At 38.0% G+C, this 15,598-nt stretch carries 13 protein-coding genes; 1 reads left to right on the top strand and 12 read right to left on the bottom strand.

The annotated features are described in order from the left end of the window. Positions 1-10: 10 nt before the first annotated feature. Genes RM347_RS08475 through RM347_RS08455 form a run of 5 tightly spaced genes read right to left on the bottom strand, consistent with a single transcriptional unit; the run spans position 11 to position 6,180 of the window. A complete protein-coding gene (locus tag RM347_RS08475) occupies positions 11-1,195 on the bottom strand; it encodes a glycosyltransferase (RefSeq protein ID WP_322719955.1) in 1,185 nt (394 codons plus the stop codon). Positions 1,196-1,229: 34 nt separating this feature from the next. Then, a complete protein-coding gene (locus RM347_RS08470) occupies positions 1,230-2,411 on the bottom strand; it encodes a glycosyltransferase family 4 protein (RefSeq protein ID WP_322719956.1) in 1,182 nt (393 codons plus the stop codon). Positions 2,412-2,432: 21 nt separating this feature from the next. After that, positions 2,433-3,752: an oligosaccharide repeat unit polymerase gene (locus RM347_RS08465; protein ID WP_322719957.1), complete on the bottom strand. Its 1,320-nt coding sequence runs from the start codon at positions 3,750-3,752 to the stop codon at positions 2,433-2,435. Then, the gene (locus RM347_RS08460; RefSeq protein ID WP_322719958.1) at positions 3,739-4,977 is read right to left on the bottom strand and encodes a glycosyltransferase family 4 protein; all 1,239 of its coding nucleotides are present in this window, start codon (positions 4,975-4,977) and stop codon (positions 3,739-3,741) included. Before RM347_RS08460 ends, RM347_RS08465 begins: the two co-directional genes overlap by 14 nt. A 39-nt stretch (positions 4,978-5,016) precedes the next feature. Beyond that, positions 5,017-6,180 carry an acyltransferase family protein gene (locus RM347_RS08455; protein ID WP_322719959.1) on the bottom strand — a complete coding sequence of 388 codons (1,164 nt, stop codon included), beginning with the start codon at positions 6,178-6,180 and terminating at the stop codon, positions 5,017-5,019. A 554-nt stretch (positions 6,181-6,734) separates the two neighbouring features. Here RM347_RS08455 and RM347_RS08450 point away from each other — a divergent pair. Beyond that, positions 6,735-8,405, top strand: a complete 1,671-nt coding sequence (locus RM347_RS08450; RefSeq protein WP_322719960.1) for a right-handed parallel beta-helix repeat-containing protein — start codon at positions 6,735-6,737, stop codon at positions 8,403-8,405. Between the two features lie 53 nt (positions 8,406-8,458). On the opposite strand, the gene RM347_RS08445 is transcribed toward RM347_RS08450, so the two are convergent. The 7 genes from RM347_RS08445 to RM347_RS08415 all read right to left on the bottom strand — a co-directional run bounded on the left by RM347_RS08445 (position 8,459) and on the right by RM347_RS08415 (position 15,585). Further along, entirely contained in the window at positions 8,459-8,914 is a 456-nt protein-coding gene (locus RM347_RS08445) for an acyltransferase (RefSeq protein ID WP_428850532.1), read from the bottom strand. 102 nt (positions 8,915-9,016) lie between these two features. After that, positions 9,017-9,817 (bottom strand): FkbM family methyltransferase, encoded by an 801-nt coding sequence (locus tag RM347_RS08440; RefSeq protein ID WP_322719962.1) that lies wholly within the window; start codon positions 9,815-9,817, stop codon positions 9,017-9,019. Between the two features lie 33 nt (positions 9,818-9,850). Next, on the bottom strand, positions 9,851-10,999 hold the full coding sequence (locus RM347_RS08435) for a glycosyltransferase family 4 protein (protein ID WP_322719963.1): 1,149 nt from the start codon (positions 10,997-10,999) through the stop codon (positions 9,851-9,853). Then, entirely contained in the window at positions 10,999-12,042 is a 1,044-nt protein-coding gene (locus RM347_RS08430) for a glycosyltransferase (protein WP_322719964.1), read from the bottom strand. The genes RM347_RS08435 and RM347_RS08430 overlap by 1 nt, the downstream gene beginning before the upstream one ends. Then, positions 12,024-13,163, bottom strand: coding sequence for a hypothetical protein (locus RM347_RS08425; protein ID WP_322719965.1), 1,140 nt, complete (start codon positions 13,161-13,163; stop codon positions 12,024-12,026). Before RM347_RS08425 ends, RM347_RS08430 begins: the two co-directional genes overlap by 19 nt. A 130-nt stretch (positions 13,164-13,293) precedes the next feature. Continuing rightward, on the bottom strand, positions 13,294-14,295 hold the full coding sequence (locus RM347_RS08420) for a glycosyltransferase family 2 protein (protein ID WP_428850531.1): 1,002 nt from the start codon (positions 14,293-14,295) through the stop codon (positions 13,294-13,296). A gap of 369 nt (positions 14,296-14,664) precedes the next feature. Further along, a complete protein-coding gene (locus RM347_RS08415; RefSeq protein WP_322719967.1) occupies positions 14,665-15,585 on the bottom strand; it encodes a glycosyltransferase in 921 nt (306 codons plus the stop codon). Positions 15,586-15,598: the final 13 nt, after the last annotated feature.

Genomic DNA, 15,598 nt, shown 5'->3' with positions numbered 1-15,598 from the left:
TCACTTGAGTCTACCTTAGGAATTCCGGCAAAGGTTTTTTATCGATTACAGATTTATAAACCTGAATCAACTTGTCAGCAGCACGATCCCAGGTATAGTTTTGGAAAATGAACTCACGGGCGCGATCGCCCATTTCTGTAGCCTGCTGAGGATTACTTAAGCACTCAATTAAAGCATTAGCAATAGCATTGACATTAATCTCAACAACATGGGCAGCTTCAGCTTTGGCAGCTTCAGGAAAATTGCAACCAGTTGTAATTATACAGGGTAATCCTGAAGCCATACCTTCTAAGATCGATATACTGAAACCTTCTGAGTAAGAAGGCGCAACATAGAAATTAGCAGCAGCTAAAGCAGCATATTTTAATGCTCCACTTACCATCCCGGTGAAGGTAACAGCATCTAGACAACCTGCTTGCAAAAAGTAATTCTGAGCTTTATCCATAAATCCGATATTATCTGGGCCTGCCACAACTAGATGTGTGTGAGGAAACTGATTATGGACTTTGGCAAAAGCAGGAGCTAGTAAATCTAAACCTTTTTTAGGGTCAATCCGACCAAGAAACAAAATTAGAGTTTTACCTCTAGTCTCTGGAAACTGCTGATAAAAAATCTCTGGATTTGGGAGTCTTTCAAATTCTTGGCGGTGAATTCCATTAGGAACAAAAACAGTATTTTGGAATTTAAGAGAATTGATATTTTCTAGTTCAAAACTAGACGTAGCCTGGATAGCGCTAGAATTTTCGATGCCGGGATTTTCAAATACTTTATAATAAATTCTTTTTTTCCATGCTTTGTAGGATAATGCCCAAGGTTCTAGCATCCCATGAGGAGTTACAATATACGGAATCTGGAAATATTTACATATTGAGTGGGCGACTGAAATCATCGGAGCAAAAACTGTTTGGCTATGAACTATATCGTAATTATTTACATTTTTAAATAACCAGTTAATCAAAGAGTAACTGATGATAAAATCATCTCGATACCAGCAATTGAAATACTGCACTCGATAACTTTTTTCACTAATCCATTCATTCAGTGGTACGTCTAAATTATTAGAACCATTAGCATGTGTTGTCACCAGATCAACAGTAACACCTAGACGGGCAATTGCTTCTACTAGCTCTGTGACAATTTTAGATGTTCCACCATAAGTTGCGCCAATATAAGGAGCAATAAATAAAATTTTCATAACTTAATTAATAAAAAATTTTTAATTTGGGATTTTATCTGGATATCATTGCTATATCAACAGCTTTTAAAAGACCCTCAGCAAACTTTTGAGGAGCATAATTATCTACAATTTTTTGGCTGAAGTATCCCATATTGCTTCTGGATTCTAAATCCATTTGATGAATAGTTAACAAAGCACGAGTCATATCTTCTCTACTTTGTGGATCGAATAAAAGACCATTTTTGCCATTGTCAACAAGTTCATACCCAGCTCCCACAGTGCGGCTAGATAGAACTGGCAACCCAGCGGCACAAGCTTCGTTCAACACTAACCCCCATTGCTCTTGCAACGCAGGATGCACAAAAGCATTAGCCAAGCCATACCAATCTCCAATTGCTTGGTAGGTAATAAAACCAGGCAAATGAACACAATCTGACAATTTTTGCTCAACAATCAGATTGCGGATAGAAGATTCTTCTTCTCCACTACCACAAATTACCAGATCCCAAGCTTGTTCATCGCCAATTTGTTGGCGATAAGCAGCAAAAGCTTCTACAAGCCGAAATACGTTTTTGCGTTTGATTAAACGGGTGACAACAATAAAATAAGGTTTGGCTGGAATTTTTGGTTGTCTGTGCCTAGCCTTAATAGGATCGAGTCTTGCTATCTCTGCGCGTTGGGTAAAATAGTCATTGTCAACTGCATCGTAACCCAGAAAAATCCGCTCATGGGGCAAGCCTAACTTAATTAAATAGTCACGGTGTAGTTTACCACCCACAAGAGCAGCATTATATTTTCTGACATAAAGCCAAGATTTCAATTGCTCCTTCCACCACTGGCGCTTTTCGTCATCCCATTTACTCTCACTCATCACAATGGTGGGAACATTATGTTTTCGACACCAGGTAAGTGCAGCACGAGATATCGGAAATCCCCATCCAGGAATAGCAAGGATATCCGGTTGTAAAGTGTCTAAACAAGACGGTAATAAAGATGCTGGGACAGTAGATTCTTGATTGCGAGGAGTTGAGGGAGATGTTGTAGCTATTGGCAATAAAGTTTTTAGAGGAAATGTAATTTCTTGCTCTACATCACCCCAAGGATGTTCTTGAGTATTATCTGTAATTTGAATTGCACTAAAAGCCCAACCTTTTTGCTTACAGGCTGCGTAGGCAGCACGTAGTCGTGCAGCGTGATAACCTCCAATATTGTAGAAAATGACAACTATATGCATAGCTATTAGTGTTTATAATTTTTAAACTGAGTTGTTCAAGTAAAAATGACGTGTTGACAAATAACTCTGTCTAAAATATTTCCGTTTCGTCCAAAGAAGCAAAAAACATGGCCAAAAAGCCATGCCAAACCAAGCATAAATTCCTGGTAAGTCTCCGCCACGTAAAAGGGGTATTAAACAGGCACATAAAATCGCCCGAACCAGGATGCTGGCAAAGGGATGAATCCTTGTACTATAACGGACTATAGAAGCAAATATTTTCCCGTAAACAATTGAGAAGAAGGTAATTCCGATAAGCCCACCTTCTGCATAGAATGAACCTATTAATGATGGTGAAATTCCGAGAGTTCCTTTGCCTTTACTAATAGTGAGATTAAGTTTATTCATATAACCACCCACTGGTTTTTCCGGCCACAAAGCTCTAGGAATAGGACGCATCAAAATTTCTAAATGCTCCATACCCCAAGAGTAATCTAAACGTTCGGGGTAGACTTGCTGTATCATGACAAAACCATCAAGCATATTGGCATCTTCAGCACTAAATGCCCGTTCAAAGGCTGCCTGATTGACTGTATCTTCTGCTAAAGTTGTGTTTCGCATCGCACCAGCCACCGTAAACATGGTAATAGCTAAGACAGCAACAATAGTGAAAATAATCAGACGAGTTTTTGGTCGATAGGAAGACGACAAAACGATCGCACTAGCGAGCATCCATCCCAAAAATTGGAAGCGACTAGTAGGGCTAAATGTGTAATAAGACACACTCACCAAAATAGAAAAAGCCATGATTTTAGTGGAAATTGACGAAAATCCGCCAAATTTCCATACACAAAGGATTAAGGTAGCAATTCCTACTAAAACCATCGGAAATAAGTACAAGTAGCCACTAACATCAAAAGCTAAGGATTGTCCTGCTGCTACTTGTGCACCTACCCGAGCGCGAACGTACAAGACTACAGGCAGGCAAATTAAGCCAAAATTGATAACTTTAGGAGACAGCCACTGCAAAAAGGAGCGATCGCCAACAGGTTTAATAACAGGCAGAGATTGCTTTTGGCACAACATATAAGTTGCTATTAAGCAAATTTCCCCAAACACCATGTAATTTAAAGCAACGAGAGCTGCCTCTGTTGTGATTGAATTAAAGCCGCCTAAATTACCAAGACTTACCCAATTACCAAAGCCGCTAGTAACTGCCCAATATCGGTAGGAGCTAATGTAAAATATGAAACTGGTGATAAATAGCGGGACTTCGTCATTTCGCCACAACATCCAAATCCCACTAAAAACGATCAGTCCAATTTGGATGAAGGCTAAATCGGGAAATTCAAACAACAGCATAAGGTAGAGCTTGGAGAGATTGCTGCAATCGCGACAGGCTAAAACAAGAAGTGTCGGTAGATTTTTTAGCGAAGGCTTCTAATTGCCAAGGATTATTTAAGCAAAAATCGAGAGCTTGGGCGATCGCTTGCCCACTCACTTCGGGTAAAATCAATCCGTTAACTTGATTTTTTATCACCTCACCACAAAATCTAGAAGTAATAATTGGCATTTTCCAAGCTTGAGCTTCTAATTGAGTCAGTCCAAAACCATCAGAAAGGGTGGGAAACAGCAAAACATCTGCCTGCTGATAGTACATAGCTGTAGCACTTCTAGAAACTGAACCAATCCACTGTACTTTAGCGTGAAATGGTTGCGGTATAGAAATACCTGAAGAACCAACCAGCCAAAATTCTATCGGCTGATGACTTAGAAGTTCAGCAGCTTCTAGTAGTGCAGCAAGACCTTTTCGCAAGATCACTTGTCCCAGAAACAGCACCCGCAGGGGACGTCCATCTGAGAAAACAGGGGGGTAAGTTCGCACAAAATCATCCGCTTGTTCAGGTGGTTGATACGCAAGGGGGATAATGTCAATTTTATGTTTAGGGATACCTGCTTTCTGTAATGCTTGACTTGACCAAAGCGAGTTAACTAGGATTCTGTCAGCCAATGAACATTCTTGCTGCCATCTAGTCCAGTAGTGAGATGGTGCTGGTTGCCAGTTCGATTGATAAGTAGGATGTCTGGCGTGTTCTTCCATAACCAACTTTTCCTCGAATGGCCCTGGATCAATTTGACCAAGGATAGTGCGCCAGCCTTTAGCCTTGGCATAACGAAACAGTTTTAAGGCGGCGTAACTGTAGGCAAAAAACGTCGGGCGAGAATTGAGAGTAGAGAGTTGGAGGTCAAGCTTGTATAGTAACTGAGTTGCATTTTCTTGGAACCAGTCATTACGTGCAATGATCTGTTCCCATCCACTATTTTTTTGAATTCTTTGAGCTATTTCAAAGCCAATTAACGAACTACTAAAGGCGTGAACAGACGCTGGGGCTAAATCTGCGTGGAATCTTTCTCGTAGATTAGCTAACAAAGGTTTAGGTAGTCTATTTAGTAAAGAATGGGGCGGAACCCATGCATCTGTAATGAGGTGGGCTAATTGTCCAGCCTTGTGTAGCGATCGGGGAATAGCATAATGCTCACGCGCTCCCAGTTGACAACAAATCCAAGATGAAAATTTTTCAATCATATATAAAATACATTTTTTAAGTAATTACCTTCTTAATAGTTAGTCGTTTATCTTCAATCTGGAGTGCAGAAAATTACGTTCACATAGTAAAAATAAAATATGGCAAACCAATAAAGTGAATAATCCTCCCCCAAGGGCTAATAATCCATGTACTGGACGACCATCTAAAACTTCAAATGCCCATGCACTAATAAATGTAATAATAGGGAAATGACAAATATAAATAGTATAAGATTCTATGCCTAGAATCTCGAAATATTTATGAAGAGGATGTTTACAAATTGATAACGGTAAACTTGTTATTAACAGAACTAAAGTAGAACCTAGTATAGCGTAAACTAAAATTAGTAATAGCGATCCTAGAGGGAAGTGTGTAGCGATAAAAGTGATTATTAACAATAAGCTGCTAACCCAAATATCTTTTTTTGTAAAAATTAGTTTTTTTTGAGATCCAATTTCTGCTATTAATGCACCACTTAACCATATTGGATAATGAATTAGGACTTGAGTAGCAAAACTTGGCATGAAGAATAATTGTCCTAAAACTGCAACAACTACTCCTGCACTATAAGCAGGCAATGCTCCGAAATTACGAAGCTTCAACCACAAAGGATAAAGCAGATAGTAGATAACTTCATAAGCCAGAGACCAAAGGGGGCCATTACTACCAAAGTCTTTTCCCATGCTACTAGGTAACATGAATAGTGCAGGAAAGATGGAAGTTACGGAAAATTCTTTTTTGAGAAAGTTTTGATCAAGTAAAAGATCGCCTGTCAAGGAAGTATAAAGTGTGGGGTATAAAAAGCGACCCGCTATATCTAAAATAGCTGTTAAAGCAAGAGCAAGAATGTAGGGAGGTACTAAGCGGTGGCAGCGACGATGGAAGAAGTTTATGACATTTAACTGAAAAGTTTTACTTTGAGCTAACTGCTTAGATACCCTTAAATGAATAAAAAAACCGCTGAGAACAAAGAAAATTATTACAGCTTCGTGCCCATATCGTAAGCTTGCAGAAGCGTAAACCAAAATTTCTGCATACCAAGAGTGGGGATGTTGAGACCATCCAATATTGCCTACCCACAAAAGCCAACGACAATGTCCAGCTAATACATAAATAGCCAAAAAGCCACGTAAGGCATCAAGGCTTCGGAGATTTAGAGATAGGATCTGCTTTTGGAATTCTGGTTTTTGTAATTCTGTCATAGTAGTTTTTTGGAATTAGGGTAAAGCTCAGAACTCAAGCTACAACCGAATAATATACTCTCCTTAAAAACTCCAGGTTTCAAAATGGATGGGGTTTAGGATTTGCAAAAAGCTTATTCTTTCTATAAATTAGTAAAATCTGATAATATCAGTGTCTACTAATGTAAATTTACCTAATTTATTTAGTAGGATTCTAAATTTCTGCTAAAGTTTTCAGTGAAATTTCTCTTATAGAAGAATTAAAGACCGCATTATGATATTGAACAATTAGTGAGTTTAGCAAGGTAATAAAGTAAAGGTATAAGATTAAACCTGCCAATTATCATGTGCATTTACTGTTATTTACTCAATTTACCTCAATACATACAGCAGTTTGCAAGCAAGTAAGTGAGTTTTTTGTATTGCTAACAAACTACATGGTTTTTCAGATAACTTTGACTTAGGGAAGACGCTTTTCAAAGTTGTTAATATTAAGTTACATCTGAGGAAAGACATAATTTGTAAATACGAAAATCTCAAATTTAATTTTTTTGAAATTATTAGGAAGTTAAACAATGGATCGTCGTACTTTTTTAATATATGCAGGTTTTGGGTCGGCAATAAGTACACTAAATACACTGCTGACTAATACATCATCAGGATTAGCACAGAAAAGCACAAATAACAATAAGATTTCACTTGTTCAAACACAAACAAATCGCTTCGTGAATGTTTATACATTTGGAAAACTTGTGAGTGGTAAGACTAATAAAGCTTATATCATTGCAGCTAATACTAAAATAATTCAAAAAGCCATTGATACTGTTGGTCAGAAAGGTGGAGGAACTATCTATATACCGAAGGGCTATTACCAAGTAGCACCAGAAAATCTAACAGTTGATTCACCATCTTCAATTGTCATCAACTATGACAATATTACGTTACTTGGTGATGGTATTGGCAAGACTATTATTGATAGTAGAGGTTCTTGGTCTCTTATGAAAGGACAAGTCGTCAGAGGCCATGGAATTATGATTAAAGGCACTGATAATTCTCTCTACCCAAGGAAAAACATTACAATCAAAAATCTGGAATTACAAGGTGGTACAACTGGATTCACTGGTGATAATTCATGGCCTGCTAACCCAAAAACTGGGGATGGGTGGGACATTACTCATAAAGGTATATGTTTAGATTTCGATAAGCACTTAGACAATATTACTATCGATTCTGTTTACGTACACGACTTTAGAGGAGAGGTAATTTACAATGGTGGACTTTGGCTTGGTAAACTTACCATATTAAATACAAAATTAGCAAATTCTAATGGTTCAATGCTGAGTGTCGATGCTAATCTGACTGTGACTAATTGTGAATTTGTTAATACTGCAACTGCCTGGGTTGAAAATGCACCTATCTCACCAAACAAGTCTTATTATTTTGATAAATGTATCTTTAAAGATTCTATAGGTCATGGCTTAGTTGTAGCGCAAGGTAAATTTCCATCAGGTCGTAAAGTAACAATTACTAACTGTAATTTTTCTAACTCTCCTTCAGGCATTTGTCCTTTTGGAGGGGCTAGCAATTTCATTGTGACAAAAAACAAATTCTTTGATGTGAACAACGCCTTATTAACTAGTGGCGTAAATAAAAATATTCAATTCTATCAAAATGAAATATATGGGCAACAAAAACCAATAAGCACAGCTTACCTTTTTGGCAAATTATCTAATGTAGTCATCAAAAATAATTACCATCAGGCAGCCACTAATACTCAGAAAGTTGCCTGTATTTTGTATTACGCAGATTTGGAAAATATAGTAATAGAAAATAATATTTTTAAAAATTGCCGCACGCCTGAGCAATCAGCTGATCTTACTAATGAGCGTCCTTTATTCAGAAATAATCAATATATCAACGTGGAAAGACGTAATGCTCAAGGAGCTTACATTTTATGGTGGGGACAAGAAACACCGTATATGGTTACTCCCAAGTGTGAAGAATTAGTGTTAAAGAACGACACTAGCAGTGCAGTTACAACAGTAAGCATGAGTATTAGTCGTTATATTGATGGACAAGAAGTATTAGTCACAGGTGGAAGTATTAACAAAAAAGTAAAACTACCTCAAAATTCTGATACTATTCAATGCCAAAGCGACAGATTGCTGAGTGGAAAAGGTGAGAAAGTCAGACTGAAATTTAAAAAATCTACCCAGAAGTGGTATGAAATCCCTTATAGTACCTGAATGCTCAGTTTATTATTAATCGAACTACCTGAGATTTGAGATGCCTAGACTTTTCAAAATAGCCACGGTTGGTAGTTTAAAGTGTAGTGCAAATCGGGCGATCGCTTTTTGATAAATCGGGCTGGATTACCAGCTACCACAGTATATGGTTCTATATTCTTTGTGACTACTGAACCAGCACCTACAACTGCTCCCTCCCCAATCGTCACTCCCGGTAAAATTATTGCACGATAGGCAATCCAACAGCGATCGCCAATAATCACATCCCCACCCTTGTCTGCAAATTCTGGTGAGTGCGGATCGTGCCCTAGTGTTAAAATTGAAGCTTCCGGACCAATGGAGACATCACACCCAGTCTGAATCTGGTAGTGGCGACCATCAAACAAACAGCCGAAATTGATGACGTTGCGATCGCCCAAATAAATTTTTCTGCCGTTGAGAAATTGACATCTCATTTGTACAGAAGTACCTTCTCCCACCGCTGCTAAATAACTTTTTAGATAAGTCATGCGGATTTTACGGGATGGCAAGTTTCCAATCAGATGATTATAGCTGTAACTTAAAACGCTACCAGCAAAAATTTTTAAGTTCAAGGGTGTATCAGAGATGACTTAATTTCGGTATGCTGAAATAACAGTACAGTCAACAGTGGTATCCTCACCACCTTTAATGGTATAACCATGCTCACGCAACAACGAAATTAGAGACTCACCTTTAGTATCAAATTCGTGAATTTCTAAGCTAATCCAACGAGGATATTTACCCTTGTTTAGGATCGCTGGTAGCACTTCATATTCACCTCCTTCTATATCTAACTTGAGCCAACAATCAGATTCAATCTCAGGTAGAGTACAAGGAATAGGAACTCCTGGAGGTTCTTCGTTAATAAAGCCTGTATGCGAAGACTGAGAATGGTAATAAAGGGTAGTATTTTTTGACCATAAACCCAATGGATGTATCCCCACAAGCAAGTTATTTAAAGCCAAGTTTTTTTGAAGTAGTTGAAAGTTAGCTGTATCTGGTTCGTAGCAGATTAACTTTGCTTCAGGAAAGTAACTGGCAGCATGCACTGCAAACATCCCAATATTAGCTCCGCCATCAATAATAGATTTAGGTATAAAATTAGGGACTTCATAACCTCCCCTAACTAATTCACCACCAATTAGGTAGTCTGCCTCATTACCTTGACGCATACAGAAATAGATTAATTTATTCTGAATATACAATCGGATCTGAACAAAATCTTTTTCTGCAAAATTATTGATCCACTTGATCCACCATTGGCGTAGCTTGACACGGTAAAAACCCATTGCAGTTAAACCAGCCACGAGAAAAGCAACCAATTTATCTCTAAAGTTCGCACCTTTATTAGCGTTACTACCTAATTCTAAAATAGTATTAATAGTAGACATCTTGAATATTTACTCCTATAAATTAAATAATAATTATGCATTTACTTTAAATGAAGTCAAAACTATATTAGCATTCAAATACCAAGAATTTTCCTGAAAATATCTCTCCCATTTAGGATTAGGAGGATTTTCTAATATTTTTTTGATCCCCTCCACAATTGCATCTACATCATCTGGTTCAACCCAAATTCCCAGATCATACTTCTGAATTACAGAGCGTAAAGAACTTTCACCAGATGAGGCAAGACAAGGTTGACGATAATTAATAGCAGTATTCAAAACACCACTGGCAGAATGAAAAATACTGCTGTAAGTCAAAATAGTAATATCGGTAGCTGCAAAAAAGTTACCAATTTCTGTATCTGCAATAAAACCTATTTTCCAACGACATCGTTCTGCAACTCCTAATGTTTTGGCTAACTCATGATAAAAAGCTACAGGTCGTTGCGCTGATGACTGTTCTTTGCCTGCTATAACTAGGTACAAATCAGGAAAATTAACCATTGCTTGAATCACGAGATCGAGATTTTTGTTATCTCTTATATGTCCAAAAGCCAGCATAACTTTGGCATCAAGGGGCAAGTCAAGACTGATTCGCATTTGTTGCCGCGACTTATTTGCATCAGGAAAGTGATATATTCCATGAGGAATCACAGTTGTTTGTAGTTGAGGCATGGGTCGAACTGTATCCAAGTTAATAGAATCATGGACAAAGGCTTGGGAAAGAAACGAATAACCACAAGCGATCGACCAACGATGCCACCAATGAGGACCAACAACAAAATCACGTACAGGATCATGGACGATAGCAGCAAAGACAACCCCTTTTTTGACCAGCCGCTTCAAGCGACCAGACCATAGAGGTGCAAAATATTCTACATAAGAACCAAGTACAACATATTGAAAATTATTTTCCTCAATAAAATTAGCTAATTGAGTAAAATTATTCAGAATGACGGTAGTAGAATAAACGGCTTTTAAAACTTTATGAGGTAGTGGTTGAGTCAAAGCTATTTCCTGCAAGATGGGAATAACTTGATATTTCTCTCCTCTACCAGTTTGGTATTTAGGAGTAGTAAGTAAAATAACATCTACTCCCAAATCAACTAAAGCATTAGCTTGTTCATGGGCATAATCAGCAATCCCACCATAACTAGCTGGCGAGTAGTAGAGAAGTTTCATCAGAGAACCGTTTTTAGTTTGAGGCTACGAAGTCTCTGTCTGCATTCTTGGCAATGCTTCAATCCAGACAAAAATCCTTCCCAATACCCGACTACACCCCAAAATTTAGTCAGGTATTCAAACACAAAAATCCGCAACAATATATCTGAGTCTTCGTATGCTTTAAAACGCCATATAGTTGGTGCTAATCGCAGTAATCTTAGTCCCACACTAACTAGAAAACCGATCAGGAAAAGTGACGCAATCCAAATTGGGAAAGCAAAAAGTAAACAGACTAAACCGATGAACAGTAGTAAAGGTTCCAGTAACAGCCTTCCACCTACCATAAGTCCATAATCTAACCAAATACCTGCCTCTCCACTACCACGAAAGTTGCGGCGAGCTTCTTTACAAAAAGATTTCAATGTTACAGGACGCTCCCAGTAACAACGTGGGATGGAGGCAGAAGCTACACGATTTGTTGTTTGATGTAACAAGAGAGCAAATACCATATCATCCCCTGCCAAAGTTAAGTCTTCTGGATATCCACCAATTTTCTCCCATAAAGACTTGCGATAGGCAATTGAGCGTGAAGAAGCATGAGAGGTGGGATTGGCAATAAATTTTAGTCCTTTGAATAAAGTATATTCAGACCTTGCCCAATTACTTTTTAGGTCTTCACGACGAACTTGCCAACTGCCCATTACTGCTTCTAGTTGACTATCCGCAAATAGAGGTTGAACTAAGTCTTCCAACCACTGGGTTTCCCAAGTGCAACCAATGTCTGTAGAAACAATTATCTCGTGTTTTGCTTTTGCGATCGCTAAATTTCGACCGCGAGCTACATTACAGCCAATTTCTTGAATGACACGCAGGGAGTAAGGTTGATTGGGTTTGTAGTTTTGCAAAAATTCCCAAGTACCATCTTTTGATCCACCATCTACAATCACAATTTCGTCAGGTAGACAAGTCTGCGCTTCCATTTGGTTGAAGAAAGCAGCACATCCTTCCCGGTCATTTAATACAGTAGTGACGAGTGAAAACATTAATTTAACTGGCGACATACCTCTACCCATAACTTCATATTACTAGCAACCTTTTTGAAATAATTTTTTAAGGAATCATCCCAGAGAAATCCTTCCTGCTTTGCTGACCATTCCTCAATACGCTCTGCCAATTCAACTGTTGCATCACTATAGTTTTGAGAAGGAGACAATGGACTTTCTAGTAAAGGCAGCATGTCATCAATGACGACCATACCTGCTAACTCATTCCAAAGGTCTTTGTAGAGGTTATGAGGAGAGCGGCGATGCTCAACAACAGGTGAGCCAACTTTGATACTATGCCCCACTGCTTGGGCGCACTTTTGCACAAAGAAACCGCTAAATATATCACCAAAACGGTCTAGTTTCATGCCCCCAACTGGATGACCCATTTTGACATAATAGTAAGCTGGGATAGCATCTCGAATAATCCCAGTGTTTTGGGTATTAATGGGCATTAAAGTATTTGGAGCCAGTAAATAATCACTGGTAAATTTTTCCTTGGCAATACAGCGAGTTACCAATCGAGTTGCAGCATCAACATCTGGATCGCCAGACCAAAGACCTGCATTGATAGCAACAATTCCCGTAGAAATTTCGGCATTAATTTGGGAACAAGCAATATCACGACGTTGATAAGGAAAACCTCTGGCATAAACTGTTTCTCCACTTCCTAAAGAAGGGCATTGAACCTCCATCATGGAACATAAATTGAACCAGTTGTTATGTCCTACAGCTGTCAGTAAAGAAACTTCTTGACCGACCGCAGAATGTCCTGCTAGAAAAGACCAATCCTTTAGGGGATAATTATCGTCATCAATGGCAATTATCGTATGGCAGCGATCGCGATAAGCCATCAAAAACCCGATATTACGGCGGTTGTCAGTCTTCCAAGGAATTTCAGCAGCAAGTTTTGGGAAAGGCTTGAGAAACTCATTTTGCTCCTCTGGTCCTAAGTAATACCAAGGTAGCCCCTGCTTTGTATACTTCTCCACTTGCTCTCGACAACTAACTGGTGTTGATAAATCGCCCACTACGTAGAAATTGACTTTATCTAGAACACCATTGGTTAGTAAGTGGTCATAATACTCATTGATGAACTCACCACCATAAATAGTAGTTACAACAATACCAAATTTCATAGAATCTTTCCAAAAAATAGGTCGTTACTTTCGTTACTGTTAAGTAGATTGCCAGAAAACATTCTTCACAGCAAAACTACTCTGCTTGCAAAAACTTTTTTAATCTTAATCTGTTAGAGATTAATCTTTGTTAGCTAAGTACAGGCTCATACCCCATATCCCGAATAAGTTGATACTGAGATTCAGTAGGATAGGAAGTTTGATATGGATACAAGTACCGTGAACCAGTTACTCTACCACGTAAACCGGCCTCAATACGCCTGTAGAAATTGAGTGTTCCATATATTGTTTTTCTGAGTGGAGAGTAATGAGAACGCTTTTTTATAGCTATATCGTGAGAAATATCTGGAATATTGCTCAAGTATTTTAAGGATTGATACATTCCAGCTTCAAATACCAGCTTAGTGAGGGGGTCAATTTGGAGATAATTTTCTTTTAATTGAGCTTCGATGATACTTAAAAAATTATTCCAATCTACAATTCTATGATTTTGGCTTGTACCACTAGCAGTAATTTGTCCCATCGAATGCAAGCGATAAAGCACAAGACAGTCAGGAACAAATTCAAGTTTGGCATTGTGTAATAGCAAACGAAACAGCAACTCAGAATCTTCTGAAGGCATTAAGTCAGTTCTGTAAGCACCAACTTGCTTGATAAATGAATGTCTTAGCATACAAGCTTGAAAAACAATATTCCAAGTTTGTAAAAACCAGATTATAGGGTTTTTGTTCAGAGGTAACTGTCTCTGTTGCAAGACATGATTTTCAAAACGAATCTTTTGAGGGTCTATGTAAACCTTAGCCCAAGGACTATAAGCCATATCAGCGTTAGAGGCTTCCAATGCCTTAACTTGATACTCAATTTTATTCAAAGAACACAGATCATCACTATCAAAAAATTGTATATAATCTCCAGTTGCAACCTTTAATCCGGTATTACGAGCTGCTCCTGGTCCTTGATTTGTTTGGCAAATTAAAGTTATTTTTGAACCGAAAGAGCGAATAACTTCTACTGAATTATCTGTTGAACCGTCATCCACAACAATAATTTCTGTTGGTTTTAGCGTCTGGGACAACATATTCTCAAGTGTTATTCCAATCAAATCAGCTCGATTGTAGTTAGGAATGATCACCGAGACTCTAGACATAATTGATTGCTAAATAACTTGAACAAATTTAAGTAAAATTATTTTGTTGCTAACAGGAGAAAGTTGAATATTCAAGTAGTCTTCTGTTGAACGATATCCGCCCAGATTTAGATATTTGGTCTGAGTTTTTTGATAGCACTTCGTAGCAGCCATTTGGGGCTAAATAAGCTAAAAAATGAGATGAGAAAAAAGTTGAGCATTTTATATATATAGTATTTGCTAGACAATGGAATATTTGTATCTCTACTTTGTTTAATTTTTGCTTTTATATTTCTCCAAACGTCTGATCTAGTGTGTCTAATACTTAGTAATTTAATTCGGTAATGAGCGAACTAAATACTCGTTTTCATAAAATCAATTAATACTAGTTATTTCATAAATTTCTTTAATAGCTAGAGTTTCACCTTTTCTTGAAGCATGATAAAAGCGGCGGTCTTTGCTACTCATTCGCCAGCTGGTATAGTATTGTAATAGCTTTTTTCGCCAAGAAATCTGGATCGGCATTTGTCCTCGGAAATACTTCAACATAATTACCGAGTAATTTACCCCTTCCATTAACCTTAATAGATAATCTTCTTGGAGACGAAAGCCTGGAATTAAATGAGTCACCTTTAAAGATATAAACTGTCCTATACCTAAACCAGTATCACAGGCTGTAAACGCTAAATCGATGTCTCCACCGGAGGTAAGTACTTTACCTTTACGATCCATATCTGCTCGTTCAGGTTGGTCGCATAATAACTTGGCATACTTTTGAGCAACTATCTTACGTACACACAGACCAGCTCCATAGGGAACTATTTCATATTGATCCGATAAGTTTGACCATCGATCTCGATCAAATTCCTGAATAGCTAACAGTGGCCAATAAGGCTTTGTCCATTCTGGAGGTGGTTCTTCAAAGTATGGTATGATTTGTCCTCCCCATGCTCCCAGAATTGGCCAATCTTTTGTAATCTGCAATGCCCTTTCCAAAAAATCTATGTCTAAAATATTATCATCATCCACAAATACTAAGGTTTCACCTATCGCTTCCTTAATACCTCGTAGTCGAGCATGAGTTAAACCCAATTGTTCTTCTCGAATGTGGCGAGCTTGCGAATGCCAGCTTAAGTCAATTTCTGAAGAAAGTAATTTTTGGCTGGCGTTATCAATTAGTAAGAATTCCCATTGTTCTAGTGGAAGAGTTTGAGATTTTAGTGCCGCTAGTACTTTGCCAAGATAATCAGGTCGAGGATTGTGGGTGCAGGTGATAACACTAATTACTGGTTTCATAAAAGATAGATTT

The organism is Nostoc sp. ChiQUE02, from assembly GCF_034531305.2.
In the GTDB taxonomy this organism is placed as follows: domain Bacteria; phylum Cyanobacteriota; class Cyanobacteriia; order Cyanobacteriales; family Nostocaceae; genus Nostoc.
The sequence above is the reverse complement of the archived record's forward strand: the minus strand, read 5'-3'. Positions and strand labels throughout refer to the sequence as shown.

Excerpts from the sequence above, each read along its gene's own strand:
- RM347_RS08430 (WP_322719964.1), bottom strand. The coding sequence starts at position 12,042 with ATGTCGCCAGTTAAATTAATGTTTTCACTCGTCACTACTGTATTAAAT.
- RM347_RS08450 (WP_322719960.1), top strand. The coding sequence starts at position 6,735 with ATGGATCGTCGTACTTTTTTAATATATGCAGGTTTTGGGTCGGCAATA.
- RM347_RS08455 (WP_322719959.1), bottom strand. The coding sequence starts at position 6,180 with ATGACAGAATTACAAAAACCAGAATTCCAAAAGCAGATCCTATCTCTA.
- RM347_RS08440 (WP_322719962.1), bottom strand. The coding sequence starts at position 9,817 with ATGTCTACTATTAATACTATTTTAGAATTAGGTAGTAACGCTAATAAA.
- RM347_RS08475 (WP_322719955.1), bottom strand. The coding sequence starts at position 1,195 with ATGAAAATTTTATTTATTGCTCCTTATATTGGCGCAACTTATGGTGGA.
- RM347_RS08445 (WP_428850532.1), bottom strand. The coding sequence starts at position 8,914 with ATGACTTATCTAAAAAGTTATTTAGCAGCGGTGGGAGAAGGTACTTCT.
- RM347_RS08425 (WP_322719965.1), bottom strand. The coding sequence starts at position 13,163 with ATGAAATTTGGTATTGTTGTAACTACTATTTATGGTGGTGAGTTCATC.
- RM347_RS08415 (WP_322719967.1), bottom strand. The coding sequence starts at position 15,585 with ATGAAACCAGTAATTAGTGTTATCACCTGCACCCACAATCCTCGACCT.
- RM347_RS08470 (WP_322719956.1), bottom strand. The coding sequence starts at position 2,411 with ATGCATATAGTTGTCATTTTCTACAATATTGGAGGTTATCACGCTGCA.
- RM347_RS08435 (WP_322719963.1), bottom strand. The coding sequence starts at position 10,999 with ATGAAACTTCTCTACTACTCGCCAGCTAGTTATGGTGGGATTGCTGAT.
- RM347_RS08465 (WP_322719957.1), bottom strand. The coding sequence starts at position 3,752 with ATGCTGTTGTTTGAATTTCCCGATTTAGCCTTCATCCAAATTGGACTG.
- RM347_RS08460 (WP_322719958.1), bottom strand. The coding sequence starts at position 4,977 with ATGATTGAAAAATTTTCATCTTGGATTTGTTGTCAACTGGGAGCGCGT.